28 protein-coding genes and 3 pseudogenes are annotated in these 25,966 nt (G+C 67.3%); 14 read left to right on the plus strand and 17 right to left on the minus strand.

Annotated features, from left to right (window positions below; translation table 11 throughout):
* Positions 1–150: 150 nt before the first annotated feature.
* Positions 151–444 carry a nucleotidyl transferase AbiEii/AbiGii toxin family protein gene (locus tag F6X68_RS14385; RefSeq protein ID WP_225852205.1) on the plus strand — a complete coding sequence of 98 codons (294 nt, stop codon included), beginning with the start codon at positions 151–153 and terminating at the stop codon, positions 442–444.
* Between the two features lie 197 nt (positions 445–641).
* On the opposite strand, the gene F6X68_RS14390 is transcribed toward F6X68_RS14385, so the two are convergent.
* Together F6X68_RS14390 and F6X68_RS14395 are read right to left on the minus strand one after the other, a co-directional pair.
* On the minus strand, positions 642–887 hold the full coding sequence (locus F6X68_RS14390) for a helix-turn-helix domain-containing protein (RefSeq protein ID WP_151454757.1): 246 nt from the start codon (positions 885–887) through the stop codon (positions 642–644).
* 238 nt (positions 888–1,125) lie between these two features.
* The gene (locus F6X68_RS14395) at positions 1,126–2,268 is read right to left on the minus strand and encodes a site-specific integrase (protein ID WP_151454758.1); all 1,143 of its coding nucleotides are present in this window, start codon (positions 2,266–2,268) and stop codon (positions 1,126–1,128) included.
* Between the two features lie 686 nt (positions 2,269–2,954).
* Between F6X68_RS14395 and F6X68_RS34225 the strand changes: the two are divergent.
* From F6X68_RS34225 to F6X68_RS34655, 3 genes and pseudogenes are all read left to right on the plus strand, one after another.
* Positions 2,955–3,284: pseudogene (locus F6X68_RS34225) on the plus strand (transposase); the annotation flags it as partial.
* A gap of 305 nt (positions 3,285–3,589) precedes the next feature.
* Positions 3,590–3,748 (plus strand): annotated as a pseudogene (locus tag F6X68_RS34650) (transposase); the annotation flags it as partial.
* 27 nt (positions 3,749–3,775) lie between these two features.
* Positions 3,776–3,928, plus strand: coding sequence for a hypothetical protein (locus F6X68_RS34655; RefSeq protein WP_255474752.1), 153 nt, complete (start codon positions 3,776–3,778; stop codon positions 3,926–3,928).
* A gap of 272 nt (positions 3,929–4,200) precedes the next feature.
* On the opposite strand, the gene F6X68_RS14405 is transcribed toward F6X68_RS34655, so the two are convergent.
* Both F6X68_RS14405 and F6X68_RS14410 read right to left on the minus strand, forming a co-directional pair.
* On the minus strand, positions 4,201–4,716 hold the full coding sequence (locus F6X68_RS14405; protein WP_151454759.1) for a hypothetical protein: 516 nt from the start codon (positions 4,714–4,716) through the stop codon (positions 4,201–4,203).
* Between the two features lie 29 nt (positions 4,717–4,745).
* Positions 4,746–5,843 (minus strand): helix-turn-helix domain-containing protein, encoded by a 1,098-nt coding sequence (locus F6X68_RS14410; RefSeq protein ID WP_151454760.1) that lies wholly within the window; start codon positions 5,841–5,843, stop codon positions 4,746–4,748.
* A gap of 456 nt (positions 5,844–6,299) precedes the next feature.
* Here F6X68_RS14410 and F6X68_RS33505 point away from each other — a divergent pair, with 456 nt between their 5' ends.
* Together F6X68_RS33505 and F6X68_RS14415 are read left to right on the plus strand one after the other, a co-directional pair.
* Positions 6,300–6,470 carry a hypothetical protein gene (locus tag F6X68_RS33505; protein ID WP_192581400.1) on the plus strand — a complete coding sequence of 57 codons (171 nt, stop codon included), beginning with the start codon at positions 6,300–6,302 and terminating at the stop codon, positions 6,468–6,470.
* Between the two features lie 122 nt (positions 6,471–6,592).
* Complete coding sequence (locus F6X68_RS14415; RefSeq protein WP_151454761.1) at positions 6,593–7,033, plus strand: hypothetical protein; 441 nt, start codon at positions 6,593–6,595, stop codon at positions 7,031–7,033.
* A 162-nt stretch (positions 7,034–7,195) separates the two neighbouring features.
* On the opposite strand, the gene F6X68_RS14420 is transcribed toward F6X68_RS14415, so the two are convergent.
* Entirely contained in the window at positions 7,196–7,462 is a 267-nt protein-coding gene (locus tag F6X68_RS14420) for a hypothetical protein (RefSeq protein WP_151454762.1), read from the minus strand.
* A gap of 248 nt (positions 7,463–7,710) precedes the next feature.
* Between F6X68_RS14420 and F6X68_RS14425 the strand changes: the two genes are divergently transcribed.
* Complete coding sequence (locus F6X68_RS14425; RefSeq protein WP_151454763.1) at positions 7,711–8,031, plus strand: hypothetical protein; 321 nt, start codon at positions 7,711–7,713, stop codon at positions 8,029–8,031.
* 274 nt (positions 8,032–8,305) lie between these two features.
* Positions 8,306–9,355 (plus strand): CPCC family cysteine-rich protein, encoded by a 1,050-nt coding sequence (locus tag F6X68_RS14430; protein WP_192581401.1) that lies wholly within the window; start codon positions 8,306–8,308, stop codon positions 9,353–9,355.
* Positions 9,356–9,522: 167 nt separating this feature from the next.
* On the opposite strand, the gene F6X68_RS14435 is transcribed toward F6X68_RS14430, so the two are convergent.
* Positions 9,523–11,034, minus strand: a complete 1,512-nt coding sequence (locus F6X68_RS14435) for an SMI1/KNR4 family protein (RefSeq protein ID WP_192581402.1) — start codon at positions 11,032–11,034, stop codon at positions 9,523–9,525.
* Positions 11,035–11,177: 143 nt separating this feature from the next.
* Positions 11,178–11,690, minus strand: a complete 513-nt coding sequence (locus F6X68_RS14440) for a hypothetical protein (protein WP_225852200.1) — start codon at positions 11,688–11,690, stop codon at positions 11,178–11,180.
* A 129-nt stretch (positions 11,691–11,819) separates the two neighbouring features.
* Between F6X68_RS14440 and F6X68_RS14445 the strand changes: the two genes are divergently transcribed.
* Together F6X68_RS14445 and F6X68_RS14450 are read left to right on the plus strand one after the other, a co-directional pair.
* Positions 11,820–12,137: a hypothetical protein gene (locus F6X68_RS14445; RefSeq protein ID WP_225852201.1), complete on the plus strand. Its 318-nt coding sequence runs from the start codon at positions 11,820–11,822 to the stop codon at positions 12,135–12,137.
* A gap of 89 nt (positions 12,138–12,226) precedes the next feature.
* A complete protein-coding gene (locus F6X68_RS14450; protein WP_151454766.1) occupies positions 12,227–12,628 on the plus strand; it encodes a hypothetical protein in 402 nt (133 codons plus the stop codon).
* Positions 12,629–12,749: 121 nt separating this feature from the next.
* Here F6X68_RS14450 and F6X68_RS14455 read toward each other — a convergent pair whose 3' ends face one another.
* From F6X68_RS14455 to F6X68_RS14475, 6 genes are all read right to left on the minus strand, one after another.
* Positions 12,750–13,637, minus strand: coding sequence for a DUF1963 domain-containing protein (locus F6X68_RS14455; RefSeq protein WP_225852202.1), 888 nt, complete (start codon positions 13,635–13,637; stop codon positions 12,750–12,752).
* Between the two features lie 171 nt (positions 13,638–13,808).
* Positions 13,809–14,567 carry a class I SAM-dependent methyltransferase gene (locus F6X68_RS14460; protein WP_151454767.1) on the minus strand — a complete coding sequence of 253 codons (759 nt, stop codon included), beginning with the start codon at positions 14,565–14,567 and terminating at the stop codon, positions 13,809–13,811.
* Between the two features lie 267 nt (positions 14,568–14,834).
* Complete coding sequence (locus F6X68_RS14465; RefSeq protein ID WP_151454768.1) at positions 14,835–16,049, minus strand: ArdC-like ssDNA-binding domain-containing protein; 1,215 nt, start codon at positions 16,047–16,049, stop codon at positions 14,835–14,837.
* Positions 16,050–16,068: 19 nt separating this feature from the next.
* A complete protein-coding gene (locus tag F6X68_RS33510) occupies positions 16,069–16,245 on the minus strand; it encodes a hypothetical protein (RefSeq protein ID WP_192581403.1) in 177 nt (58 codons plus the stop codon).
* 61 nt (positions 16,246–16,306) lie between these two features.
* Complete coding sequence (locus tag F6X68_RS14470) at positions 16,307–17,056, minus strand: hypothetical protein (RefSeq protein WP_151454769.1); 750 nt, start codon at positions 17,054–17,056, stop codon at positions 16,307–16,309.
* 27 nt (positions 17,057–17,083) lie between these two features.
* Entirely contained in the window at positions 17,084–18,154 is a 1,071-nt protein-coding gene (locus tag F6X68_RS14475) for a M23 family metallopeptidase (RefSeq protein ID WP_151454770.1), read from the minus strand.
* 149 nt (positions 18,155–18,303) lie between these two features.
* Here F6X68_RS14475 and F6X68_RS14480 point away from each other — a divergent pair, with 149 nt between their 5' ends.
* From F6X68_RS14480 to F6X68_RS14490, 3 genes and pseudogenes are all read left to right on the plus strand, one after another.
* The gene (locus F6X68_RS14480; protein WP_151454771.1) at positions 18,304–19,545 is read left to right on the plus strand and encodes an IS701 family transposase; all 1,242 of its coding nucleotides are present in this window, start codon (positions 18,304–18,306) and stop codon (positions 19,543–19,545) included.
* Positions 19,546–19,576: 31 nt separating this feature from the next.
* Positions 19,577–19,987 (plus strand): annotated as a pseudogene (locus F6X68_RS34235) (hypothetical protein); the annotation flags it as partial.
* 280 nt (positions 19,988–20,267) lie between these two features.
* Entirely contained in the window at positions 20,268–21,041 is a 774-nt protein-coding gene (locus tag F6X68_RS14490) for a hypothetical protein (RefSeq protein ID WP_151454772.1), read from the plus strand.
* Between the two features lie 355 nt (positions 21,042–21,396).
* Here F6X68_RS14490 and F6X68_RS14495 read toward each other — a convergent pair whose 3' ends face one another.
* The 3 genes from F6X68_RS14495 to F6X68_RS14505 form a co-directional block, all read right to left on the minus strand.
* Positions 21,397–22,311: a protease inhibitor I9 family protein gene (locus F6X68_RS14495; protein ID WP_151454773.1), complete on the minus strand. Its 915-nt coding sequence runs from the start codon at positions 22,309–22,311 to the stop codon at positions 21,397–21,399.
* Between the two features lie 275 nt (positions 22,312–22,586).
* Positions 22,587–23,267, minus strand: a complete 681-nt coding sequence (locus F6X68_RS14500; RefSeq protein WP_151454774.1) for a hypothetical protein — start codon at positions 23,265–23,267, stop codon at positions 22,587–22,589.
* A gap of 187 nt (positions 23,268–23,454) precedes the next feature.
* A complete protein-coding gene (locus F6X68_RS14505; RefSeq protein ID WP_151454775.1) occupies positions 23,455–24,192 on the minus strand; it encodes a DUF6193 family natural product biosynthesis protein in 738 nt (245 codons plus the stop codon).
* A gap of 368 nt (positions 24,193–24,560) precedes the next feature.
* Here F6X68_RS14505 and F6X68_RS14510 point away from each other — a divergent pair, with 368 nt between their 5' ends.
* Positions 24,561–25,325 carry an SMI1/KNR4 family protein gene (locus F6X68_RS14510; RefSeq protein WP_151454776.1) on the plus strand — a complete coding sequence of 255 codons (765 nt, stop codon included), beginning with the start codon at positions 24,561–24,563 and terminating at the stop codon, positions 25,323–25,325.
* A gap of 162 nt (positions 25,326–25,487) precedes the next feature.
* Here F6X68_RS14510 and F6X68_RS33515 read toward each other — a convergent pair.
* Positions 25,488–25,966, minus strand: a 479-nt coding sequence (locus F6X68_RS33515; protein WP_225852204.1) for a hypothetical protein, incomplete at its 5' end; no start/stop codon positions are given.

Consider the following 25,966-nt stretch of genomic DNA (forward strand, 5'->3'; position numbering starts at 1 on the left):
GATCCCCAGACGAGTACGAAGCCGCTTGGCACACCCACCAGGCCCAACAGGACGAGACGGCTATCGTTCAGCCTGAGCCCACCGGCGCCAGGTAACCAACCCTCCGGCAAACCGGGGGAACCTCAGGTACGGCTCCATGCTCCGGTGGTGATGGATGTCGGCCCGGTCATGGACCTGGCTGACCTGCTCGCCTGGAAAGTCACCGCGCTCGTGGGACGAGCCCGCGAGCGTGACTACGTCGATGTGGCCGCAGTGCTCGACCGGTGCACGCCGGCCCAGCTGCTGGCCATGGCCCGCCGCGTTGACCCCGAACTTGAGGCAGAGGACGTTCCAGTGGTGGGTCGGCGCCTGGACAGGATGCCCGACGAGGCATTCGTGCCGTACCAGCTCACTCGCGCCGACGTGGTGCAGCTACGGCGACGCTTCGCAGCCTGGCCCCGCTGATCGATCGGGCGCACCGAGCTGCAGGAGTTCTTTGGCGCTGTCCCAGCGCTCTGGACCGTAACGACTCGCACGGCTGACCGACGGCGCGCCGGCTCACACCGTGCGCGCCGTCGGTCCTTTTGTTTTGTCGGCGCACCAGCCCGGTCGGTCCCGGGCTTCCCTGTCTCAGGCTCTGAGCCTGGCTAGCGGCAGGTCGGCTACTCGATGGCAAGCAGCTTGAGAATCGCCGGTACGGGCACGAGGTACCGCCGGCCGACGCGCAGAAGGCGTACCGGGAATTCGTTGGTCTTGGCCAGCTTGTAGGCCTTGGTGCGCCCGATTCCCAGGATCGCTCCAGCGGTCTCCACGTCGGTGGTGACGCCGAGCTCCCGCACCGCCTCGATCGTCCAGACCTGGTCCAGCGCCTGGCCCGGCTTGCGTCCGCCAGTTGTGGTCGTTGACATCGTCCGCTGCCCTCCCCTGAGGTCGTGAGACGCCGATACCGGCGTCAGCCCTCACGATGCGATCACCCGGTTACTCGGCGCGTTGCCGAGTGAGAGCAACCGCCACGGGTAACGGCAACGGCCACAGCCGCTGGCTACCATGCCGATGCCCGAGCTGACGGTCCGGACATCAAGCTCCCTCACCGGAAACCTCCGCAGCCAGAAGTACTGCGGTCGGGCGTGACCCAGCGCCTTCGGTCTAGCTATTCCGGGGCGACCAGCTCGCCGCGTCGCCGAGTACTGCCTCCATGAGCTCTGCGGCCTTCCGTTCGCTCTCCGGCAGTACGTGGGTGTAGACCTCCCGCGTCGTCCGGCTGTCAGCGTGACCGAGCCGCCGCTGCATCACGTGCTCGGGAACACCGGCGTCAGCGCCGGTGGTAGCGGAGGTGTGCCGAGCGTCGTGCAACGCGATCACGGGCACCCCAGCATCCCCGCACGCCTTCGCCCACTGGTCGGTGAAGTACTTCGGGTAGTACGGCTCCCCGTCCTCGCGGCAGAACAGGTAACCACCGTCGTGATACAGGACGCCAGCGTCTGCCTTCTCCAGGACCTGGCGCTCCCGGTGGGCACGCAGCTCCGCAATCAGGGTCGGCCCGAGCGCTACCGCCCGCTTACTCTTGCCCTTGGGCGCCTTCTCCACCACCCCGTTGCTGGTCGTGGTGCGTTGCCAGTGCAACAGCAGCACGCCCCGGTCGAGATCGACGCGCGGCCACTTGAGGCCGGCCAACTCCCCTCGCCTGGCACCGACGACGATCGCCAGCACCCACGCGGCGCGCAGTCGGTGGTCGGCGTGGTGCTTGAGGAACTTCGCCGACTGCGCCGGCGTCCAGACGCCCTTGCGCCCCATCGTCTCCCGCTCGGCCTGCCGGGGCTGCCGCACGCCCTCGACGTTGACCCCGAGATCGGCCAGCGCCTTCATCATGATCCGGTGCACGATGCGGACGGTGGTCGGCGACAGCGGCCCGCCGTTCTTGCCGCCGCTCTTCAGGAGCTTCTTGTAGAGGTCATGAAGGACACGCTTGTCGAGCGCGTAGAGCTGTCGCCCGCCGATGTGCGGGACCACGTAGCAGCGGATGACGTCCCGGTAGTTGCTGAGCGTCGTCTCCTGGACGTCCAGCTCGCGCTCGTTGAGCCAGCTCTCCAGCTCCGCAGCAACGCTGCCGTCGGCGCCGAGGTCCGCTCCCCCGTAGGCGACGCGCGCCTCGTCCTCCGCCTTCAGGGCAGCAGCCTGATTGGGAAACCCCTGCCGCTTGTGCTGGCGGCGGCGACCTTCCGCATCGAGGTCGATGATGAAGAACCAGCGGGTCTGGCCGTTGGCGAGGCGGTAGCTGTAGACAGCCACGGGGCTGCACCTCCGCAGTAACGGGATCGGGGGATGCAGCCCACGTTAAGCGATCTCCGTTACCGCCAGCGTTACCGCAAGATCACGCATGATCTTCTATATCCGCTGGTGAACACCAGTCGGGACGGCCGGATTCGAACCGACGACCCCTTGACCCCCAGTTACATTATAGTTGTGTCACGGCATGCCGGAAGATGCTGATAAGTACATAAATTAGGACGCTTGGATAGTCGCCGGTACCGCAATGTTGATGGCTGCCGCCGCCATTCCCCTTTGCGGGCCAAGCCTGTGACCAGGGTCGTGACCAGCGTGAGTTAAGTCCGTGACCTGCCGCGCAGGCTCCCGTTGTGGGGTTGACCCATTGTCGCTGAACTGCCGTGAGCAGCACCTCAGATCGCGTTCAATGCGGTGGACATCAATGCCTGCGCGAGCCCGGTCGCTGCCCCACATCAGGGGCACCGCCGATAACACGTTGAAGTGACAAACTGCCGTGACTCAACAGAGCAATTACCCCGAGGAGTTCCGGCGCCAAGCGGCGGCGTTGGTGTTCGACTCCGGTCGCACGATCCGTGACGTGGGCCGGGAGTTGGCGTCAACCGCGATCCCTTCGTCCCCTTCCCAGTGCCTAGGGACGGCCCGGTCCGCGACTTCAGCCGGCCGTTGGCTGAGCAGCGTCCGGCGTGGTCATGCAGCAGGCCCAGTTTCCGGTCAGCCCGGCAGGGCTGCGCCGTGCCGTCGGCTGGATCCAACGCCACACACAGCAAGCGCCGGCACTGATCGTCATCGACGGCGCCGGATCATATGGCGCCACCTTCACCGAGCATCTGGTCGCAGCCGGCCTGACCGTCGCTGAGGCACCTGATGTCCCGGCCTCCACCCGCCGCCGCCGGGGCAAGAGCGACGCCGTGGACGCCGTCGCGATGGCTCAAGCCGCTCGCAGCTTGGACGTCAACCACCTGTGCTGGCCGCGAGCGACCGGCGATCGCACCGCCCTGCGAGTCCTGACCGCAGCCCGCGAGCAGATGAGCGGCGAGCGCACCCGCGCGATCAACACGCTGACCGCACTGCTACGCACCGTCGATCTCGGCATTGATGCCCGCCGCACCTTGACCACCACAACGATCGCGACCGTCACGGCCTGGCGCACCCCGAAGCGACAACGACACCCTGGCCATCTGCCGCGCCGAGGCCATCCGACTGGCCCGGCGCATCCGCGCTCTCGACGCAGAACTCGCCGCCAACCACACGGCACTGCACTGCACTGCACCAAACCGTCACCGCGCAAGCGCCGCAACTGCTCGCCCTACCCGGTGTCGGCGCCATCGTCGCCGCAACCGTTCTACTCGCCTGGTCACACCCCGGACGCGTCCGCTCCGAAGCGGCGTTCGCCGCCCTGGCCGGCGCGTCACCTCTATCAGCCCTCTCAGGCAATACCACCCGCTACCGGCTCAACCGCGGCGGCGACCGGCGCCTGAACCGAGCGCTCTACACCGTCGCGCTGGTCCGCATGGGCCACGATGCGCGAACCCGCGACTACGTCACCCGCCGCACCGGCGAGGGCCGCACCAAACGCGAGATCATGCGCAGCCTCAAGCGCTACATCAGCAGGCAACTCTTCCGGACCCTGAACGGAGCCAACCCAGCCATGGCCAGCACTTGACAGCTATAGAAGCATCTCAATGCACTACCCCGCGACGTCGAGCGTTTGCTGATCCGCACCTGGGTTAGCAGATCCTCGGCGATCTGAACTCGCGGCAGCTCACCGCCGCGTTCGCGCAGCCAGCCTCCACCCGGGTGCGCCAGGCGGTCTTGTGCTGGTCGGGCCTACTTCTGCAGGTCGGACAAGAGCAGCTTCCGGTCGACCACGCGAAGACTCTAGCCGCCGCGTATAAGGCACTGCCCTCCGTTAAGCCATGAAGTTGTCAGTAGCGACTACAGGAGGTTGTGCTTACGGGCAAAGTCCGGGAACTCCGCTCCAGAGCAGGGCAGACGAGCACCGGTTACTCTCAGTGCCTCAATGAGATTCCCCGCAGCCGTCAGGGTTTGCTTGCCGTCCCGGCAGGCCCCCGCGAGAAGCCAAATGGTGCCGTGGACGCGGGCGCCGTGGGCACGGGCGACCTGCGTCGCGTTCCTGTCGTCCGTGATGGCCACCCCTCCCCGCAGTTCGGCGGCCGCGAGGACGGACGCTTCCCCGAGGTCGCGCTCACCCGAGCCGAGCCGCGCGGCCCATTTGGTAAAGCACCGCACTTCATCGAGCGTGTCCAGCTGGGCAGTGGTCAGCCAGTCCGCCTCGCAAGCGACGGCCAGTTCACGATGATCCGCAGATCCCGCCCGCAACTCCTCCCGAACCACCTGAGTCGTCCAGCAATCGGCATCGAGCAGCAGATCCTGCAAGACGTCTAGGCGGTCAGCGAGGGTGAAGTGGCTGAGAACCATCGTGTCGAGCACAAAGACAGAGGTGGCTTGCGCCGACCCGCTCACGGCGCGATCTCCAGGTCGTCGTCCTGCGGTAGATCCGCCTCGGCGATGTGGCCATGCATCAACTCCAGAGCCCTGGCCCGGGTGATTCGCCTGTTCCGCCACGCCTCCATCACGGCCTTTGCGTAGGCGGGCGATACCCGTACCGACGCAAGGTCGGGCTGCGGTGCCCAGCCCAACGCCTCCATGAACTCCACGTGGGTCGGCCGAACCCGGCCCCAGGACCCACGCGTCTCTGGGTCGATGGTCCCTGCCTGCTCAGCCTGCCGCAACGCCAGCAACCAAGAGGTACGGTATCGAGCCGCATAGCTCACGATCTGATCGCGGCTCACCGTCCCACGGGCTCCGGCTGCGGCAATTGCTTGCACGGGCAGCAGCAGTTCCGCGGCGAAGGCATCGATCACCGCCTCCCGTTCTGCACGTGAGGCACTCACGCCGAGGTCGGCGGAATACTCATCACCAATGATGAGATGCCCCAACTCATGCGCAGCGGTAGCCCGACGGCGGCCAGGATCGCCCGTAGTGCTCACGACAGCAACGGCGATGTCGCCCTCGATGAGCGATGCGCCGTCGCCTGGCAGGTCGGTGACCAGAACCCACTGACCTGCGCGCTCACAGACGTCCATGATGCTGTCGATCGGTTCATCGCCGAGCTCGAACCGCTGTCGCAACCACCGGGCGGCCTGACGCGCATCATCCCCGGATGCCACCGGGTGCGGATAGCGAAGCAGCGGACGGGCACGCAATACGCCAAGGTCCAGCAACTGCTGGACATTGCGCAGCCACTCAGCCATGGCGATTTCGAGGCGTTCCGACGACCGTGCCGCCTCAGTGTCGGTTTCCTCGGTCAGCGGTGCTGCCCGCCGGGACAACACCGCTGGCGGCGGCTCAATCAAGTACTCCATCGAGACCTTCAGTGCCTTGGAAAGCCGAGCCAGCTCCAAGCCGTCCAAACGGCGGCTGCCAGCCTCAACCTTGGCCAACATGGTGCGGTCTAGCCCCACCATCGCCGCGAGATCCTGCTGCGAGATCCCCAACGACAGGCGGGCTTGTCGTACCTGCTCACCGACGAGGGGCCAGTCCCAGCCATCAGCCATGGTGCGATAATCGCACACTCAGCGCCGGAATGGGTCAACACACGGAAGTTCAGAGTTCGCGCATCCAAGTCTGGGGGTCGGTGACAAGGCACCCCTGCCCTGCTGACGGCGGATGACACCGCCGGGCCGGCGCGCGTCGAGTACGGCCTGGGCGGCCAACATCCGAAGCCGCAGGCCGAGCCGGGCGAAGCTCGTCGTCCGGCTACACGGGTACGGGGCCAGCAGGCGCTCGACCTACACGGCCTCGTTCCCAGCGCCCACGTAAGCGCGAACGCATTGCTCGAACATCTCCGGACGGGCACCAACGCTGAACGGGCCGGCGCAGCGCGAGTCTGGTACTGAACGCAGGTTCCCCTCACCTACCTCGCCGGCTCCCGCTCCCCGACGGCTGAGAGTAAAGCCGAGTACGACGCGTTCGCCGACCTCCGCCAGGAGTGGCACGAAACCGCCTTACGCGTGTTCGTCACCAACGAGGACCTGGATGTCCGCCGGTGCATTCTTCCAGGGCTCGACCTCGGTGGGAAGCAGTACCCCGAGGATCTGCACGAGACGGTGGCCGAGGCGATTCGCATCGCCCGCACCCATCCAGATGAGTACCTGCGGCATCGGGTCGAGCACCAGATCTGACCACCCCACACACCGACATGCTGGCCGTCTGACGCGCGACTCGCGGCATGACAGCGCGCCGGGCACGGGGCGAGGCGGGCGAGCGGCGGTGCCGTCACGGGTATCACGTACCTTCCACGGTTGTGGACTTGGCACTGGTTGTGTTGCCCAACGGGCGTGACATCGCACTGACCGAGGTGCATCTGGTGTTGACGTACGGAGGGTTGATCGAGGGCTACCCGATGCGGCGACTGAACGACATGATCATGGGCAGCTTGGCGAAGCGAGCGGCGCGTGTCCTGCCCGGCGCACCGGTCCACGTTATCGACCCTCCACGCACCCAGGAGTCAGACCAGGGTGGTGGTTCGCTGCCGTTCGGGCCGGTTGAGTCGCTCCCATCAGTGATCGTGATGGGACGGTTCTCGTCAGGGCCCGTCAATGACGGCAAGGATCCTGTACTCCATCGCTCGCAGCTGGTAATCGTGTGGTTGCAAGACGATGCCACGCTGCCGTCCTCTCAAGGAGCGCCGGCGGGCCTAAGCGATGTCGAATGGGAGCGGTGGGCAGAGGACTTCGAGATCTGAAGCAGCCCCGACATCGATCGTCACGATGCTGGAGAGCGACCGTCCACGCGCCCATCTCGCGGCAGATCCGTACCTGACCTTGCTGACGGCAACCTCCCAGCCGCCCTACCTCGTCTGACTGGCTCAACGTGCCGTATCCGTTACGCCCGTCGAATCCTGGAACTATCTGATGCCGTCGAGCAGTTCGTCCCAGAGGCTCTCCGCAGCCTGGCGAACCTCTGGGTTGAGGTTACGGTGCACAACCCACTTCGCATCGCCCAAGCCCACACCGGTCGCGTCAGCAACGGCCTTGATCGCAGAGATTGGGGAATCGGTGCGCCGAAGCAACTCCTTGGCTACCTGATCCCCGTCGGCACCGGATGCCAGCATCGTCCGTGCCATCTCCGTCAGGAGTCGGATCCGCTCCGCCCTCTCCGCCCTATCGGTCACGAAGAGAGCGTATCGCCAAACTGTCTTGGTGCCTGGGCCTGACCGAGCCAGGTGCACGCACTGTTCTCGACGTGAGCGCGCGGATCGCGCCAGAAGCGGATGCCGACCAGAACCGGCTCCACAGCGAGGCACCGATCTGGTCTGGTACTGCAGCAAGATGCCCCCGAGATCAGTCTTGCGAGGATGGAAGACGGTCACCCTGATCCGCTGACCACTGGACGTGGCGCGCTCGTTCTACCTTGGGCCGCATGTCGCCGGTCACGAACGATGCCCTGCTGGAGATAAGACGAAGTTCGACGTACCGCGCCGGGATCTGGCTGGCCCGCACGGCCAACCTCGCGCTGCTTCCGGTAGTTGTTTGGGGCATCGCCTCCGGGGCGCCGAACGTGCCCGCGCTGCCAGACTCGGTCTTCATGGCCGCTTGGGCCGTCGGGTGCGTGACACTCGTGCCGGCCGTAGTGCTGTTCTACCGCTCCGGCATTCCCTTCGAACACAAGGGCGCGACCTGGGTCACCGACGCACGTGTCGGCAATGCCATCCTCCGGGATGTCTTCTGGCGTCGTCCCTGACAGGCAACCGTACTCTTTAGGTCGTCCGCGACGACGGGCACCCCATTGACGACAACCGGCCGTACGAGCGGTCCGAAACGCTCGACCACTCATCCCTGACGCCGCCGCGCAACAAGACCGATCCGCCGGACCTTAATCGGACGCACGCATCTCCGACGGACAGCACCTGCGCCGGCTCGGCGGCTGCGTGGCGCGCGCCTGGCGGCAGATTCGGATGTAGGAAGCCTTTTTTCTGGCGGTCTGGGTGCCTGCCCGGTCTGCCAGAATGCGCGGCATGGAAGCTCAGGATCTGGAGCGTGCCGTCCGAATGATGGGCGAGGTCCTCGAACCGCTTTCGGCCCACGACTGGTCGGTCGCCGCTGGCACCCTCGACTGGACGTGCCGACAGACGCTCGCCCACATCGGCCATGATTTGCTCGCGCACGCGGCTCAAGTGGCGGGCCGGGTACAGGGTGCATACCTGCCGTTGGATCTGGTGATCCGCGACGATGCGCCGGTGTCAGACGTGTTGGCCGCTGTCGAGGCATGCGGCGGACTGCTCGTCGCGGCGCTGCGGGCCGCAGGGCCGGATATGCGGGCGTGGCACTTCGGGTCCTGCGACGTCAGCGGGTTCGCAGCGCTCGGCGTCGCCGAGGTCGTGCTCCACACGTACGACATCACCCAGGGCCTGAAAGTGAACTGGTGGCCACCTGCGAAGTTCAGTACACGCATTCTGGCTCGGCTGGCTCCGGATGCGACGACCCAGCAGCGGCAGGAGACGGGTAAACGGGAGCACTCTACGCACGTTCTGCTCCGGCACACTGGCCGCCTCGGCGATGTGGGCCCGTGGCGATGGCGTGTCATGCCGGAGGAGCAACGGGTAGCTACGGAAGACGCCGGGGGCGACGGTGCTCGTCGCACCCACTCGGTAGCGGATCCACACGTCCGAGACCGCCTCGCCGTAATCCACAAGCCGACGGAGGACAGTCCCGTACAACGGGATCCCGTAGCCACACGAGCCATCAGTGCAGACGATGACGACCTAGGTCGCCGCCGGGTGGACTGGCTACACCGATACACATCGCTGAAGAACGTCATCGCGGCGGTCCGCGATGTTCCCTACACCTGTCCATGCTGCGGCCACGCCACGTTGTCGGAGCGAGGGAGCTACGAAATCTGCGATGAGTGCTGGTGGGAGGATGATGGCCAGGACAACCACGACAGCGCAGTCGTCAGGGGCGGGCCGAACGGCAGTTTGAGCCTCGACGAGGCCCGGGTCCAGTACATCCGAAAGGGCCGGGGCCGGACGCCACAGCCGCATCTCCCGCCGAGCGAGCCTACGTAACGGCAGGCTCCAGCCGCTCTATGCAGTTAACTCTCATCGGCACGACCGGACGTTGACTTGATGAGTCCTCTGTGACGCTTCGCGATGCACGTTCGGCGGCTACTTATCCGTGCACCCAATCTTGGTCGACGCGTGACGAGCAGGAGAAGAAGTACGTGATCGCCCGCTCACCGCGGGCCGGCGGCTCCTCGCAGCCAGGTGGCCCACTCGTCGGCTTCCTTTAGCCGGGCGAATCCGTTCAGCGCTGCGGCCGCCAGCCCGGTCGGCAGCGCATCGCGCTCGCGCAGTTCCCGCCACTGGGCCAGGCTGAGCTCCAGCACCCGGAGGCCGGGCAAGTCCGCGACCCGGTACAGGTCGCTCACGTGGGCCCCGGACAGGTCGAGGTGGGCGAGGGCCGGCAGGTTGGCCAGCGCCCCGATCGCGACCGGGGAGCGGGAGGCGAGCTTCAGTCCCCACAGGGTCGGATGCCCGCCCAGTGACGAAAGGTCGATCTCGACGGCGTCGATCGACAGCCACTCGACCGGCACGCCGGGCGACACGGCCGCCGTGACCGCTGTCGCACGGTTGATCGAGACGCTGCGCAGGCGGCGGAGCGGCGCGAGTTCCGCCAGATGGAGGGTAGTCCCTTCGTTGAGGTAGAGCTCCTGTACGTCGAGCCCGGCGACGACGTCGGCGATCCGCCGCTCCCCCACCTGCTCGGAGTGGCTGTACTGCGGATGGGCCGAGGCGCGCCGGGGGGTACCGTCGTCCCGTAGCGCCGCGAGCACGTCGTGCAGCGCCGCGGTCACGGACTCGGCGACATACCCCACCGGCCCGTAGAAGTCCCTGCCGTACTGAATGATCTGCCCGCAGGTGCCCTTCGGCCCGGGATCGAGGTCAACCATGCAGTAGTTCCCGCCCCAGTCGGTGCCGACCTCCACCCACCAGTCGTTGCGGGACACCCGCCGCACCCGCCCCGGCGGGTACGCCTCATAGACGACCGGGAACACCGCGAACAGGTCGTCGGGACCGAAGCCGGCCCCGGGCCTGCCGGCCAGGTACGCCGCCACCACGGAGTCCAACGGCAGCAGGGCCCCCGCGCCGAGCAGCCCGTACTCCTCATCGCCGGACACCGTGCGGTACAGGGCCCGAAGGTCCTCAGGCAGCCGCAGGCCCATCGCCGCCTCGGCGGCGCGAATGTCCTCTTCCGAATGCCCGGCGCCGAACTCGGGCGTGCGCCCCGTCTTCCGGGTGTTCTCGCTCACGAACTCCGCGACGAGGCCCCGGATGGTGGCGAGGACCTCTGGGTCGGTGGGCCGGTCGGTGACGGCGATACCGGGCGGCGCCGGCATCGGCGAGGCCGGGTGGTTGGGGTGCCGGTAGGCCGGATCGAGCACCAGCCGCACCGGCGCCACGGTGGGAAGGTCGAAGGTGTATCGCAGCTCGGCGCGCCCAGCCCCGTCGCGGGCGAGTTCGACGACGAGCGGACGGTCCTCCCCGTCCGGGCGCAGCACCTCGTCCACCCGGCGGAGCAGGTCGTGCATGGCGAACCCGGTGTCCGCGAACGCCGACCGCCCGGCAGCGTCGAACGTGTGCAGCGAGCTGCCGCCCCGGGGCTGGTAACGCCCTTGCAGGACCGCAATGTCGGTGCCGGCCAGCGCCGACGCCATCTCCCCCACCAGTCCCCGCAGATCCGCCAACGCCGATCCCCTCCCCACGATCCGCGGAACAAGATAGCGGTGTCCGGCCGGCCGTGGGGGAGGAGATCCAGCATCCAGCCACGATAAAACGTGCATATCGGCGCTTCGACCGACAGCACGATCAGCGGCAGATCCGGAGCCCGTCAGCCGGAGGTAAGGTTCCACTGCGCGGGCAGGGCGCCATCGCACAGGACGCACGTGAAGTCTTTGTCCCGCACGATGTTGCGCTCGCCGCAGCTCGGGCAACGGCGAAAGATGACCCGGTCGGTGAAGCCGCCAGGATGCGGTACGCCGACTCGGGCGAGCGCCTTGGCCACAGCGGGCCAGCAGTCCGGGTCGGGGCAGTAGCCAGTCGACTGGTTGGTCACCTCCGCGACGCGCCAACCGATGCCTGCGGGGGTGAACGCCATCTCACCGGCGGCGAGTACGTCCCGCCCGCCCGCGAGGGCGATGTGTTCGCTACGACGCGGCGCCAGCCTGAGCACGCCATCGAGAGCAACGACGAACGTGACCGGTTCGGCGAGGTCTCCGCGGTCGCGCCGGGCCAGCCACTCGTCGAGCGAGGCAACTGAGTCCACGGCAACAGCGTCCACCGCGGTCACCCGGTCGCGGAACTCGGCCGGACCGACATAGGGGTACCGCCTGGCTTGCACCACGGCGAGACAGTATCGACCTAAGCCTGGATGCGGCTACACTAATTTAAACTTGGAGATATGCCGAGTATCCCCCGGGACTGCGGCAAATGAGTGTGTGCTCGGGGCATCGCACCGGTAGCTTGCCTCCTCGTGGAAAACCATCCGGCGCACGCACCGTTGCTCTCTGCCAGGTGGCCGGTCTTCACCGCCGAACTCGCTGCGGCGCTCGCGGCCGAAGGCGAGAAACGGCTGGCGGAGCAGGTCGGGCGGCTGCGAGTCGTGCAGACGTGCGGTTGCGGAGACGACTTCTGCCAGAGCTTCCACACCGCGCCGAAGCCGGCTGAGGCCTACGGCGATGGCCACCGCAATGTCTGCCTCGACGCGCCATGGCCGGGCTACCTCATCCTCGACGTGGTCCACGACGAGATCAGGTACGTCGAAGTGCTGTACCGATCACCGCTGTGCTGACAGCGCTCGCCTCCGCAGTCGCGCAGTCGGCGGCAGATCCGGATGCCGACTCGATCCATTGACTGATCACCGATGGGAGAATCGACGGTGTGATCGAACTGCCTGAGGGATCTTGGTGGGATTGGGACGTGCTGCACTTCGATGGCTCCCAGCTTCGGTTGGCCGCGGGACACGACCTGACCTACCACCACGGTCTCGAGGTGGTCTTCACAGACGTCGCATACATGGCCTGCCCGACCCAATTCCGGGATCCTCGGTTCCGGGAATCCACCCTCGACGAGCGCGCACTGGTGCGTCGGCACGTCGGTGAAGAGCCACCAGCGATCGTTGCCTTCGACGTCGACGCACCGGTCGGGGGTGATCTTCTGGCCTGTCTCGTCGCAGCAGGGTCGGTTGAGGTGGTACCCGGCCTGGTCTACCGCTACTGGCGTGACAACCTCGCTGCTGAAGAACGAGTGGCTCCACACGTGCGGCCGCCAGAGCAATCGTAAGGTCCGCACCTCGCCGGAGCTGCGGCTGCTACTGACGGGGAGGCCCACCGCAGCGGAGAGCGCGCACGATCGGCGGCAGATCCGGATGCCGGTTCGGGCGCTGTCAGTGACTCCTGTCGGGTCAGGAGCAGTCGAATCGGTGGTCGTGGGGACGCTCTGGACATGATGTGCAGACGAAGATGTAGACGCCGCCGGCGTCGCCGAGCATCAATCCTGCCGGGTTCTGAAGCGACCGCCACGGATGGTCATCCGGGCTGTCGAAGCCCCATCCGATCATTGCGGGCCGGTCCTCCAGCGGGACCCAACGTCGCTCGTCGCCCCGGCTGAACTCCCAGGTGGCGATGGTGAGCAGATGCTCCATCCGAACCCCGCACATGCAAACCGGCCAGTCAGGCGACTGCGTCCAGCCGGGGTAGCCGCCGACCTTGATCCCGGAAGCGACCGCCAGGTCGGTGTCGTACTCCCAGCCGTGGTCAGCCTCGACCCGGCGCGCCGCTTCCTGGATCTGCGACCACACCTCATGCGGCAGGTCGTACGACGGGTACTCGACCACCCGCTCGGGATCGACGACGCACGCGTCGGGCACATACCACGCTTCGGCGTCCTCGTGTGGCGTGGGCATCGCCGCCAGTCGGGGTCCGATCGTTGATCGTCGCCGCCAGCGCAAGCGCGGAAGCGGAGCACTCCAGGGATCATGGTCAAAGGGGCACCACAGCACCTGCAGCACGTCCGAGCCCTCTGGGAATGGCAGCTCGGGCACATCGTCGGCGAGCAGTTGCAGGACCGGCACGAGTGGCACCTCAGCCTCGGCGGGATGATCGTCCAGACCTTCACCGTCACAGGTTGGCCAGGGCTCGTTCGCCGGCCACAGCAGCGACCCGCCCACGGAGCTCTGCTCGACCGACGGCGAGCCCTTGCGTGGATGCAGCCGGATGGTCGTCCGCGCGAACGCACGCAACTGCGGGAAGACCGCGTCCATATCGATCGGAGCCAGCGGGGTGGTGTGCACGGCCGAGATCGTACGGGCAAGCAGCGTCCCGTCTCTCAGAACGCCTCGCTGGCAAGCGCGATCGGCGGCATGAGCGCGTGTCGGCCTCAGTCGGCTGGGGAGTCCCATCCTGCGGTCGAGGCGACGATGCGAGCGGTCACCGCGTCCGGGTCGACGAGCCGGTGCAGCGTTTCAGCGGGGTGCGCGTCTGGCCTCGACGAGGGTCCGAGTCGAGTGGGCCACGAAGGCGCCGTGGTGGCGGATGTGGGCGTCCAGTCGCTCGAGGGTGTCCCGGTACCGCTCCACCGTGAAGTCGGGCACCCACCACACGCACTTGCGCAGGGTGTAGACGACCGCGCCGATGTCGAAGAACTCCATCCGGCAACGAGCGGTGCGCAGGTCCACGATCTCGAGCGCGGCCGCCCGCGCTGCCGCGGCCTCACGATCGGGGTGACGGCCGAGCCGCTCCCGCGGCAGCGGGCCGCGGAAGAACTCGATGAGCTCGAACGTGGAGGCCGGCCCGACGTGCTGGGCGAGGTACGTGCCGTCATCGGTGAGCACGCGGGCGATCTCGTTCCAGTCGGGGTCCACCGGATGACGGCTCGTCACCAGCTCGAAGCTGGCGTCGGGGAAGGGCAGGGGCCGGCCTTGCTCGACGGGCACGACCTCGACACCGCGGGGCGACAACGCCCGACGGGCGCGCTCGGCGTTCGGGCGCCAGCCTTCGGTGACGACCATTCTCGGCGGTAGGTGCGGCACCTCGGCGATGATCTCGCCGCCACCGGTGTCGATGTCCAGGGCCGAGGTAACCTGGGGCAGGCGCGATGCGATCAACCGCGAGTATCCCCACGGCGGCCGCTCTTCCGTCGCCCGGCCTTCGAGCCAGCCGAAGTCCCAGCCGGACACGTCCACTGCGGCGGCCTCATCGACCAGGTCACTGAACGTACGCACACCGAGCATCCTGCCGGTGCCGTCAACTGGTTTGCGTGGCCACGTCGTGTCCGCTCATCGACAGATCCGCGCATTGTCGTGTGCGGCACACCAGCAGTCTTGACCCTTACGCACCGTTACTTGGCTCTCGGCGAGACCGCCCGTGGTGGGTCCAGTTATGGCCGCCCCGGTGGAGCCCATCTCGGCCGTCATAGCCATGATGACGAAGGATCGGTTGTGGGTCCTGAGCACGGCGCGCACCGAGAAGTCCACCGAGGCAGGGTGGGCTCATGGTAGGCGCGCTCCTCTCCGGGCGGTGACGGCGTTGGCAGCGGCCGGGGCTGGAGCCAGGTCGCCGGCGTGCACCGTTCGGGGAAGCGGCGGAAACGCGCGTGCGGCTGCGACGAGCGGCTGGTCGATGCGGGCGGTCGCACGGCTGGCGGAGGCTTCGGCGGTGGCACGCGCCGCCGAGGCGCGGCGTACACCGCTGGTCACTTGGGCGGCCAGCGCTGGTGCGACGGTGACGCCGTCGGGGGTGCGATTGATGTCGACGGCTTCGGTGATGCGGAATGCGGAGGCCACGATGCGCTGGCCGGCGGCCTGCACGAGGGCCTCTGGGCTCTGGCCGGTCTGCTCGGCGGCGCGCTGCGCCCATAGAGCAACGTAGGCGAAGGTGTACGTCGAGGTGTCCAGCCCGTAGCGTTCGGCGACCAGAAATGCGACGCTTTCGGCCTCGACCTCACGCTCGCCGCGGCAGCCGCGGGTGGTGTCCCCACCGAAGTCGCTCGGCGTGTGCAGGTCCACGTGTCCGAGTTCGTGGATCATCGTCTTGACTGCCTGGGCGTCGTCCACGTCGTCGCGGACCCTGATCAACCGGTTGGTGTAGTCGGTGAAGCCGTTCGCGCCTCGGCAGTCACCGCGCTCAACGGTGTATCCCCGCTCCTCGGCGAGCATGACCAGCTGGTCGTAAAACCCTGCGGGCGCCTGGCCCTCGAGGAGTTGGGGCATGACGTCAGCGAATGCAGGTCCGCCGGGCACATCGATGTCCGGACCTTCGGTCTGGCTGATGTCGAAGACTGCCACGGGCTTGAACGCGTACAGGACTCGCGCCTGCTGGGCGGCCTGCTCCGCCGCCGACTGCTGAGGGTCTTGCATCACGGGCTCGCTGCGGTCCTCGGGGCTTTCCTGCGGATCGTCCGTCACGCGCTTCGTGACCGGGGCCAGGATGGCGATGCCCTTCTCACCCTTGCGCACGTGCCGGCCGAATTCGGTCTTCCACCGCTTGTAGCCGGCGACCCACGTTGCATCTGGGCGCTGTGCCATGATCAGCAAGACGTTGTTGAAGGAGTAGCCGTGGAACTTGGCGGCGAACTGAAGCCACCGGCGCCACTGATCGCTGTCCGTGATCTTGCCGACCTCCGCGACGACGCGCTCGTGGAGGTCGGCGAGCTTGGCCCGTCGTTCGGCGGCCCATTGTTCTCGCTGCTTGTCGCTTGGCGACATCCCTCGTCGGGTAGCCATGTCAGCGTCCCGCCGATCCGTCCTGGTGCAGGCCCATCCGGGTGGCAAGCTGGTTGATGAGCCTCTGCTGGGCGTCGAGCTGGCGCTGTTGCGCCTCGCAGGTCGCGGTGAGGTCGTCGATCTGGTCCTGCAGCGCGGTGATGATGGCGTCTCGGGCAAGTTGCGGCTGAATACTCATCGCGGTCCCTTCAGTGGTGGTGGTTGGCGTGGCTGGGCGGCGAGGCTGGGATGGGAATTCGTCAGCGGCTTCGCCGGGGCGATGCCGGTTGGGGAACGGCGGCCGCCGGACTCACGGTGGGGGCAGCGGTGTGGCTGGCCGGCAATGGCCGGAAAGCGGCGGCCACTGTGGAAGCGACCGGGAAAGATGGGAGCGTGGGTTCTTCGGGCGGGGCCTTGAGGACTCCGCCGATGACGTCGACGAACCAGTCCACGGCGGGTCGTCCGTCGATCTGCGTCCTGCTGATCTGGTGCTCGCCGATTCTCTTGGCCAAGGCGGCGTAGATCGCTTGGCTGGTGGAGTGGCGGGCGTCCTGCCGCCCCTGGCTTTGGCCGTGGTTCCAGCCGGCGACGACGCCTGCGGCGATGGGACTCAGGTCGGGGTAGTCGTTGCGGGCGGCCAGGTGGGCGCTCTCGCGAGCATGGCCGGGGGTGTCCTGAGGGCCGGTCCGGCCGATGACGGTGGCGGCTTCTGCCACCGCCCATAGGAGGTTGCGGGCGTCGGGGTCGTCGATTCCGGTGCGAGTGAGTCGGGACATGGCGTCAAAGGCAGCGTTCTGGAAACCTTCCACGGCTCGCCGGTGGCCGGCTTCCGCACCGCTCCGGTAGCCGGGCTTCCACGCGGCTTCGACGACGGCGCGTTCGGCGGCCGGCGACGTGGGCATCCGTCCGGTCAGTGCGTGGCTGATGGGTGCGGCCAGCCGATCCACTGACATCCCGGGCATTCGGGATTGCAGGTGGAACAGCATCGTCCAGGCTTTGATCTGGTCCATCGGGTCTCCAGTCACAGGAGGCGGAGGTCAGAAGCGGATACCGAGGTCAGCCATGACGGCTGCCGGGTCCTGGGCCGTCTGGTTGTTGATCGGCGGCGCGTTTCGGTGGATCTGGTAGTGCAGGTGCGGGCCGCTGGAGTGGCCGGTGGAGCCGACGCGGCCGATCTCCTGGCCGACGTCGACGGACTGCCCGGGGGCGACGCTCAGGGACACCAGGTGGCAGTAGGTGCTGCCCATTCCGCCGGCGTGCTGGATCTCGACGGTCAGCCCGCAGCCGGGCAGGTCAGGGTTGCCGGGGCGGTCGCAGTAGGCGCTGGTGCACTCGGCGGAGGTGACGGTGCCCGCGGCGGCCGCCAGGACCGGTGTGCCGGTGGGGGCGATCAGGTCGATCCCGCGGTGAGCGCGGTTCCCCCGCAGGGCGCCCCATCCGTCACCGACGCTGTAGCTGCCCTCGGGCAAGGGCACTCGCCACTCGCCGGTCGCGCCCCCACTGCAGCTGATGCCCAGCTGGCCGCGGACGAGCTGCACCAGGCGCTGGGCCTCGCTCTGCCACTTCGCGTACGCGTCCGGGTACCTGGAGACCTGCACCGCCTGGGCGGCCTCGGCCAGGGACATGTGCTCCCAGCCGTTGACCGTGACCAGAGCGTCGTAGAACTTCCCGGCGGCGTAGTCGGGCCTCATGCGCTGCGCGACGGTGCCCCACCCGGGCCGCTGCTGGAACAGGCCCACGGAGTCGTGGTCACGGCCGACACCCTCGTGGGGAATGCCCAGGGATTCCGGCACCGTTGAGTTGGCAAGGTTCCGCAGTGTCGACTCCTGCATCGCCGTCGCTACGGCAACCGTCCACCCCTTCGACGGCACGTTCTTCTCGGCGCCGACCCGGACGATGGTGGCGGCGTGGCCGACCTGCGCCGGGTTCCAGGAGGCGTCTGCCGTGCTTTCGGCAGGGTTAGCTGAGGGAGACGGTGGGACGACGGTGCACTGGTAGGGGGGCGACGCCACCACCGCCACTCCGCCGACCATGATCAGCGTGAGCGGTACGAGGAACGCGACGGCCAGGGCGGCGGCGCCCCATTTCCACGCCGTGCTGCTGTTCATGGCCGCACTGGCTGGACGTCGTAGTGCGCCACCCGCCAGCCGGGCTGGCCGCTGTCTCCGGCGCGCAGGGTGCAGAACACGACACTGTGCTCGGTCCAGCCGCGCCACCCGCCGTCGCCGACCGGTGTCGCGGTGAGTCGGACTGCCCGGTGCGCCTCGATGGTGCTGACCGGTTCGTGCGGCCGGAACCGCGTGCGACGGCGGCACAGTTCGTGGAAGGGCTACTGTCGGACGTAGAACGTAAAACCTGCTGGTCTTTGGCCGAACGCGCTGGTCACGCCGATCCGCAGGCGATGCAGCGGCTGCTGCGTACGGCGGTGTGGGACGCCGACGCCGTGCGCGATGACGTGCGTGACTGGCTGATCGAGCAACTCGGCCACCCCGACGCCGTGCTGGTCACCGACGAGACCGGCTTCCTCAAGAAAGGGGTGTGCTCGGTCGGGGTGCAGCGGCAGTACACCGGCACCGCCGGCCGTGTCGAGAACAGCCAGGTCGGGGTGTTCCTGGCCTACGTGTCACCAGCGGGGCGGGCGATGATCGACCGCCGGCTCTACATGCCGGAGACGACCTGGTGCGACCGTCCCGACCGTCTCACCGCCGCAGGCGTTCCCGATCAGGTCGGGTTCGCTACGAAGCCGGCCCTGGCCCGGCAGATGATCGCCACCGCGTTGGACGCCGGAGTTCCGGCCGGGTGGGTGACCGGCGACGAGGTCTACGGCGCCGACCCGGGCCTGCGCGCTGACCTGGAACACCGCGGGATCGGCTACGCCCTGGCCATCGGCTGCGACCGACGCGTGGCGGTCAACGACGGCCGCACCCTCGTACGCGTCGACGACCTTGCCAAGCGGATCCCCACCCGCGAGTGGCAGCTGCACAGTTGCGGGCCAGGGGCGAAAGGTCCTCGCGACTACCTGTGGGCCTGGATCACCACCGCCACCACCCTGGGTGAGCATCGGTGGCTGCTCATCCGTCGCAACCGGACCACCGGCGAGCTGGCCTTCTACCTGTGCTGGTCACCCCGCCCGGTGCCGCTACACACCCTCGTGACCGTCGCCGGCTCCCGCTGGAGCATCGAAGAACTGTTCCAGACCGGGAAAGGCCAGGTCGGCCTGGACCACTACCAAATCCGCAGTTGGACCGGCTGGCACCGGTTCATCACCCTGGCCATGCTCGCCCTGGCCGTCCTGACCATCCTCGCCGCCACAGCGCAGCAGCCCGACGCCGACCCGGAGATCATCACGCTGACCGTCGCCGAGATCCGCCGACTCCTCAACGCCTTCGTCCTCGCTGCGGCGCTACCGCCAGCGCACACCCTGCACTGGTCGATCTGGCGACGAACATCCCAAGCCAGAGCCCGACGATCCCACTACCAGCGCAGACAGGCGAAGTGACGTTGGAGTATTAGGCGGTGCCGTCATGCAGCCACTGGATGATACCGGCAACCCTCTACTCGATCGGCTTGACCCAGACGACGGGCGCAGGCTGTTGGCTCTGGGATGCCAGCTGATCTGGGCAACGACGTGGATGGCGGAGGCGAACGAGGTCGTCTCACGCCGGCTCGGGCTTCCGGACCTGCCCGTGGTCGAATGGCCGGACGGCGACGAGGATCCGGAGCACGGTCTGCACTGGAAGACCGTGTTCCTGACCCAGTGGGCAGCCGGACGCCCGTTCGTCTGGCTTGACAACGAGATAACTGATGCTGACCGGCGATAGGTCGCGGCTCATCACCCGGCGCGGGCGCTGCTGCACCGTGTCGACCCATACCTGGGCCTGACCAAAGCGGATTTCTCAGCGATCCGTCAATGGCTCCCGCAGGCTGACGGCCCTGCTTGATCACCTGCACGCTCATGCCGCATCCTGCGCGTCGCCGGTCGGCTGCAACGTCGGACCGTAGCGAGCCCAGCCTGCGTGAGCGTCCGGATGTGCCGCTTGAGTGTGCCGGTCTGTCGAGTTGAGTGCACCGGAGGGTCGTACCCGTGCGTGACGGCATAGCTGGCGGCTGCCGCCGCTGTCACGACCAGTAGGGTCGGCGGCATGTTCAGTGATCAACTCAGGACGCCGAATGATGGCGCCACCTGCCCGGCGGCGGGTCCTCAGGCGTAGGAGAAGCAGCATGGCTTGGGAGATCATTACGGTGTGTCTCGATCCGGTGGACCGCCGCGAGATCGACGTCGCCTTGGCCGCAGCGATGCGGCCTTACGACCGGGATGCCCCGCAGCACCCGGACGATGAGTGGGGTGGGCGGTGGGACCGCTACCGAATCGGTTGGTCCGCGAGGATCCCCGTCGTGGGCGGGTACGAGGACGATCCGCGGCTGGTGCGCGGCGACTCGTCCGAGGTCATGGGCCGGGGTTACTGCGACGGTGGGCCGCGGGCGCTGCTCGATCTGGGGGCTGTCCGCACTGCGGCCGCCGAGGCGGCCGGTCGGGAGTGGGACGAGTGGCAACAGATGGCGGCCGCCTTTCCACCGGCGCGCCCCCTTGTCCACTTCGTTGAGAGTTCGGCGGAACCCCACGACTACTTCGGGCGCAAGGCGTGGCAGGCCTATCACTCGCAGCCGCTCCTCGCGGCCGTGGCGAACAGATACGGCTTTACCACCGCACCGTTTCAGCGGATCCGTAACCGGGGTGACGATCCCGTCGTCTCGTTCGGCCTGTCTCGGGTCGAGTTTATGGCTCTGCGCGCTCGCGAGGCGCTAGCGACCGACGGCCTGCTGACGCTCTCAGGCGAGTGGCTCGACCCCGATCTAATGGGCAGCAGCGCACCGGGCCTTGCTGGCCAACTCGACAACCTACGACTTCGCCGTGACTACCGACACTTCACGGACCTCTATCTGATGGAACTGCCACCCGACGCGATGCTACTGCACGTGCATATCCACTGCTGATCCAGGACGAACATCAGCCGCTGTGAATCGTCTGCGACGGCCGTCGGGGCGGTGGGGCGGCGGGGCTTGAACATGCCGCCCGGTGGGCGCCGTGGTGCGGAGCTCGGTCGGCATATCCAGCCGGGGAGCGTGGCGACTCCCTGACACCGGCAACATCGCCGATCTCGAATTTTTCCCCTACCTACAATGCGTCCGCTCACTGCGCAGACGCTCGTTTTCCATGGTCAGATGCACGCATCTGCCGCCGACCGTGCGCGTTCGGCGCCGCCCTGTCGTGCCGAGAACAGTGCATCGTCGGCTGCAAGCGCATTCCGCCCATCATCGTGGCGGAGTCAGACGTCAGCCAGCCGCACGATCAGCAGTCCAGCCCGACAGTCGCATTGTCCTCGATCTGCACCACGTCGGGGTCCCGGCGCAGATCTTGAACCTGAGCGTCAGTCATGTCAGCGGAGAAGCTGTTGATGAAGTCGAACACTCTGCTCGGGGAGACCCCGGCTCGCGCGGCGACGGTAAGCGGATCACCGCTGCAGCGAACGCTGACTATGTACTCCCCATCGACGCGCTGTTCCTGTGGGGCACGGAAATGCGGTGCAAGCCGATCGGGGTCGGGCTCGATGCGATCGATGTCGGAGTCTTCGGAAAGTGCCGGGACCCCGGCCCTCGGCGACTGTTCCAACTGCAGGCCGGTCAGCCTGGCGCCGAATCCCCAAGAGGCGACGATGCGGTACAAGTTGTCGGGCGAAATCTGGTGCCGACTAAGTACTTGGTAGGGATCGGTTCCCGGCTTGACGATGACGAGGTAGTCGTTCTCAGCGGAGCGCCTCGCATACAGCGCCTCCAACGAGTGCGGGTCCGGTTTTGACTCGTTCTCGATGGCGTTCAGCATGGCGGTGGGGTCGTAGCCGCGCTCGCGCGCCTTGATGACGAGATGCGCCGGAGGGCGGCGGCGCAGCTGCGCGTACGCGAGCGTCCCCCTCGACTTGTGCATGTCTTCGAGGCTCAATTCATCGAACGGGTGCCAGGGCTGATAGGCGTTGGGATATTCGGCCCGCAACGAGTCATGGTCTGCCGGCAGATCCTGCACCGCGACCCTGATCGAACGCACCGAGCGCGTCGGAAGACTCGCCGACCCGCCAGCCGGATCACGGACGAAGACGAAGTCCGGTGTCATCGTCACGAAATGGGCCGGGTACGACCGAACCTCGCCATCTTCCTGCTCGATCTCCACGATGTACGGCAGATACACCGTCGGATCCGGCCACTCCGTCATCAGTGCCTCCCCTGTGAACCCCGTTGCGACCGGTTGACGGTGGTGGTCACCGACCGCTCCGCTTCACCAGGAAGCCCATCACGGCGGATTTCGAGCGAATTTTTCAGCGGTCTGCCGCACGGACTTACCCGATGACGTGAATCATGCCATGCAGGCGCTCTCATGCCGCCGATCGGGCGTTACAAGCCGTGGCCGACCAGTCACGTGCTGCAGATTCCGGTACTACCGTTGAGTGACCAGCGTGCTGTCGAGGCGGTCCATCTACGGGCCTGACGTCACGCCGTCGCGATCGAGTATCCAATCGCGGCGATGTCCTCGTGCAGCCTGGCAACGGTCATCTCTGGGTTCAAAGCCTGCACAACGGCGTCAGTGAGCGGGCGGTGCGCGACGACGTGCTCGACCACCGTCGGGTCCAGTTCGATCTCGTAGTAGTCATCGGCGAACGTGACGTACCGGCCGACGATGTCGTCGAGCAGGATCTCGAGCAGTCCAGAGCCGTCCGGGGCGTTGTCGTCGTACGGCCCGCGGAGCGGCGGGAAGATGATGCCTTCGCCAGCGTGCCAGCGGTCGTCACCGCAGAGCCGCCACAGTACGGCGGTGGCGAGGAACTGCCCCTCCTCGTCGCCGAACGCTGGTTCCTCGATCTGTGGTCGGAACACCGTGGGGATGCCGTCGAGCAGTCCGGGCCACAGCTCGCGGTCCGGGCTGCGGTAGGGCGTCATCGCTGACTCGTGGTCGAACACACGGATGAACGCGCCCTCGGCGGTGAACACGACCGCCCACTCGTCGCCGCTGCCGTTGTTCATCAACGCCGCCGCGTCGTCACCCCAGGAGCGGGTGTAGGCGTAGTAGGGCTCACTACCGTCGAGGATGCACTCCAGCACGGCGAGTGCCTTGCAGCGGTCCCGCAGCACGCCGATGGGAGGCAGCTTGGCGGCAATGTCGTACACAGTCACCTGGGGAACCTACGCGAGACAGCACCAACGTCGTCACGTACCTCCAGGCGTCCACGAGACCTCGGCGGCAATGCACGCTCATGCCGCCGATCGCGCGTCACCTGGCGCGACAGCCGTCGGGGTAGGGAACTGCCACCGAGCGGGTGTATGGCGTGCCGCCGTACCGGCAGCACCGGTCCCGCTCGGATCAGGCTGCGCCATATGTCGCGGAACCAAGGTCGGCGGGCAGGTTGCGCGCCGCTAATGACACTGCCTCCTCCGCCGTAGCGGTCTCGCCGAGATCCTGTCCCATGTAGCCCAATGTGACGCTGTAGTCCTTGTCGCGCCTTGGATGCAAGCACACCAAGACATCACCGGAGAGGTTGGGCCGGGTCTTGGTGGAGAACCGCAAGGACCAATGGCTGGTGAACGGGTAGAGCTGCCGTAGCCTCGGCTCGGCGTACGCGGCCTCGATTAGCGCGTGGTACTCGGGCCAGCTCACCTCCGCTGCTTCCTTCAACAGGTGCCGCCACTCCGATTCGACCAGCCGAGTCGGATCGCGGTCGGGCACCTCGAACCGTCCGGTCAACTCCACGAACGACGCGGCCTGAGGAATGTCGGTCAGGGGCGTCCCGTCATGCCACGCCTGCGCGGCCCGAGCGACCTGAGCGAGATCCAGCGTGTCTCCTTGGATCAAGGCCAGACCTTGGTCACGCTCGCAACCCGTGATAAACCACCGCCGCTCTACGTAGCTGGCGGACACCTTCAGCTCCTCACGGTGCGGAACGGTGGTCGGAACGAGAGTGCCGTACAACGAACTGGACTCTGTGACCGGCACGGGGACGGAAAGCCCTTGCTCGACAGCTATGGCTCGCAACGCCGCCGCAAGGCTGCCCTCGGCAGCAACCTCCGGATAGAGAACAGCAGGATCGGGGTACGTCGGCACGGTTCACGATTCTGCCTCACACCTCCGTTGTGCCGCGACAACCGCGAGACGGGGGAATTGGGTCGCTTTGATGCATCCGGGCTTGCCGCGATCCGATCGCTACGGGGGCGTGGCAGCCCGTCGCCGGCGGTTCGGCCATGCCGCGATGCGCGCTCGTGTCGCGGACCGTGAAGGTTTCCGCGGCGCCCTCTGAGGATCATGTCGGGCATCAGGTGGGACGTGAGCGTCACGCATGTCCCGTGACGGGACACCGGTGACGCCTCGGGTGTGATCCGACAGCTGATGTGCGATGCAGCTCCGCCAGGTGATGTGCGACAGATCCAGCAAGCCAGGCGGCGACAGGATGGCCGCCGAGGCAACGCCCTGTCATGGCCGATGTGCGAAGCCTCTTGCTGGCGGTCGAGCCGATCAACACGGGGGTTGCGTATGTGATCCGGGCTCGGCCACGCGATGAAGACTGGCCATGGTCGGCCTGCTTTGATCGCAGCATGGATACCGACACTGCCGTAGAACGGGCGTGGCACCGGATCGAGGATTGGCTGTCGCGGTTTGCCCCCCGCTTCCGCGCGGAGCTGAACCCGCCGGCAACGGCAGCCGAGATCGACACTGTTGCAACCGCCCTTGGTGTGGCGCTCCCGGCCGACCTTCGGGTCTGGTGGGGGCTGTCCAACGGAGTCCGGCACGGTATCGGCCTACCAAGTGCAAGCCTGATCCCTGACTTCTCAAGTCCATACCCCGTGTCCATCGCGGTGGAGCGTTGGCGGATGCACCTGGAGGTCCAGCAGGAGTCTTACCCGCCGGGCATGCGTGAGGAGATGGAACGGTTCGTGGCCGGCGAGAACGCCCAGCCAGCGGGCACCCTTCTATCCCAGTTGTACTGGCTCCCCCGATGGCTGCCCATCGCTGGTGACGGTGGTGGAGGTGGCCTATTCATCGACCTGCGTGATGGTCCGCTACACGGATGCCTGGTGGAGTTCTCCCGGGAGCACCAAGGCACGACACCGCGGTGGGAGTCCGTCACACAGCTGTGGGTAGACGTCGCTGATGAGTTGGAAGCCGTCGATTCCGACCTGCTCCGCAGCGACCGCGTTGACGACCTGCGGATCGGCTGGTGGCGGCCTCCCACCTCCTGAGCGAGAACCGGCAGTTGGTGGCCTCACAACGCACGACTTGCCGCTGACCACGCGTCACGGGTGGCAGCCGCCGTCCAAGGGTGGCGGCGCGCGGTCGTGCCGAGGACAGCGCGTTGGGATGTGGTCGGAGTTCATGAGTAGCGGCAGGCGGGCTTGGCGTGGTTAGTGCTCGTCCTGGATCCACGCGCACACCGCGGCTCGCTCCGTTTCCGACAACTCCATCCGGGCGTTGACCGTAAGCCGCAGCACGTTACCGGCGAACTCCGAGGCGAGGTTCGCCGCGTCGTGCCGTGCGTCCCGCCAGTCGACCCCGCTGTACTTCAGGCCGATGAGCACGAAGTGGATCGCGTTCCTCGTGACCGTGTGTCCCCGCCGGCCGCACGCCTCACGGATCACCTCCTCCGCCTGCGCCTGTGGTAAGGCGGGGTTGGCGCGGCCCTCTTCGACGATCGACCGGAACAGTGCCTGGTAGGCGTCTGTGCCGATCAGCGGTGCTCCGACGACCCGGCTCACTCGTTCGGCGATCTCCGGCGCGCTCGCGGGCTGGACCAGCTCATGCCTGGCCGGGTCGAGCAGCCAGCCGGGGTGGCGCGGCTCCAGCACCAGAGTGTCGCTCTGGATCGCCGCGACGAACTGCTTGA

The sequence above is a fragment of the Micromonospora sp. AMSO12t genome (assembly GCF_008806585.1).
Classification (GTDB): domain Bacteria; phylum Actinomycetota; class Actinomycetes; order Mycobacteriales; family Micromonosporaceae; genus Micromonospora; species Micromonospora reichwaldensis.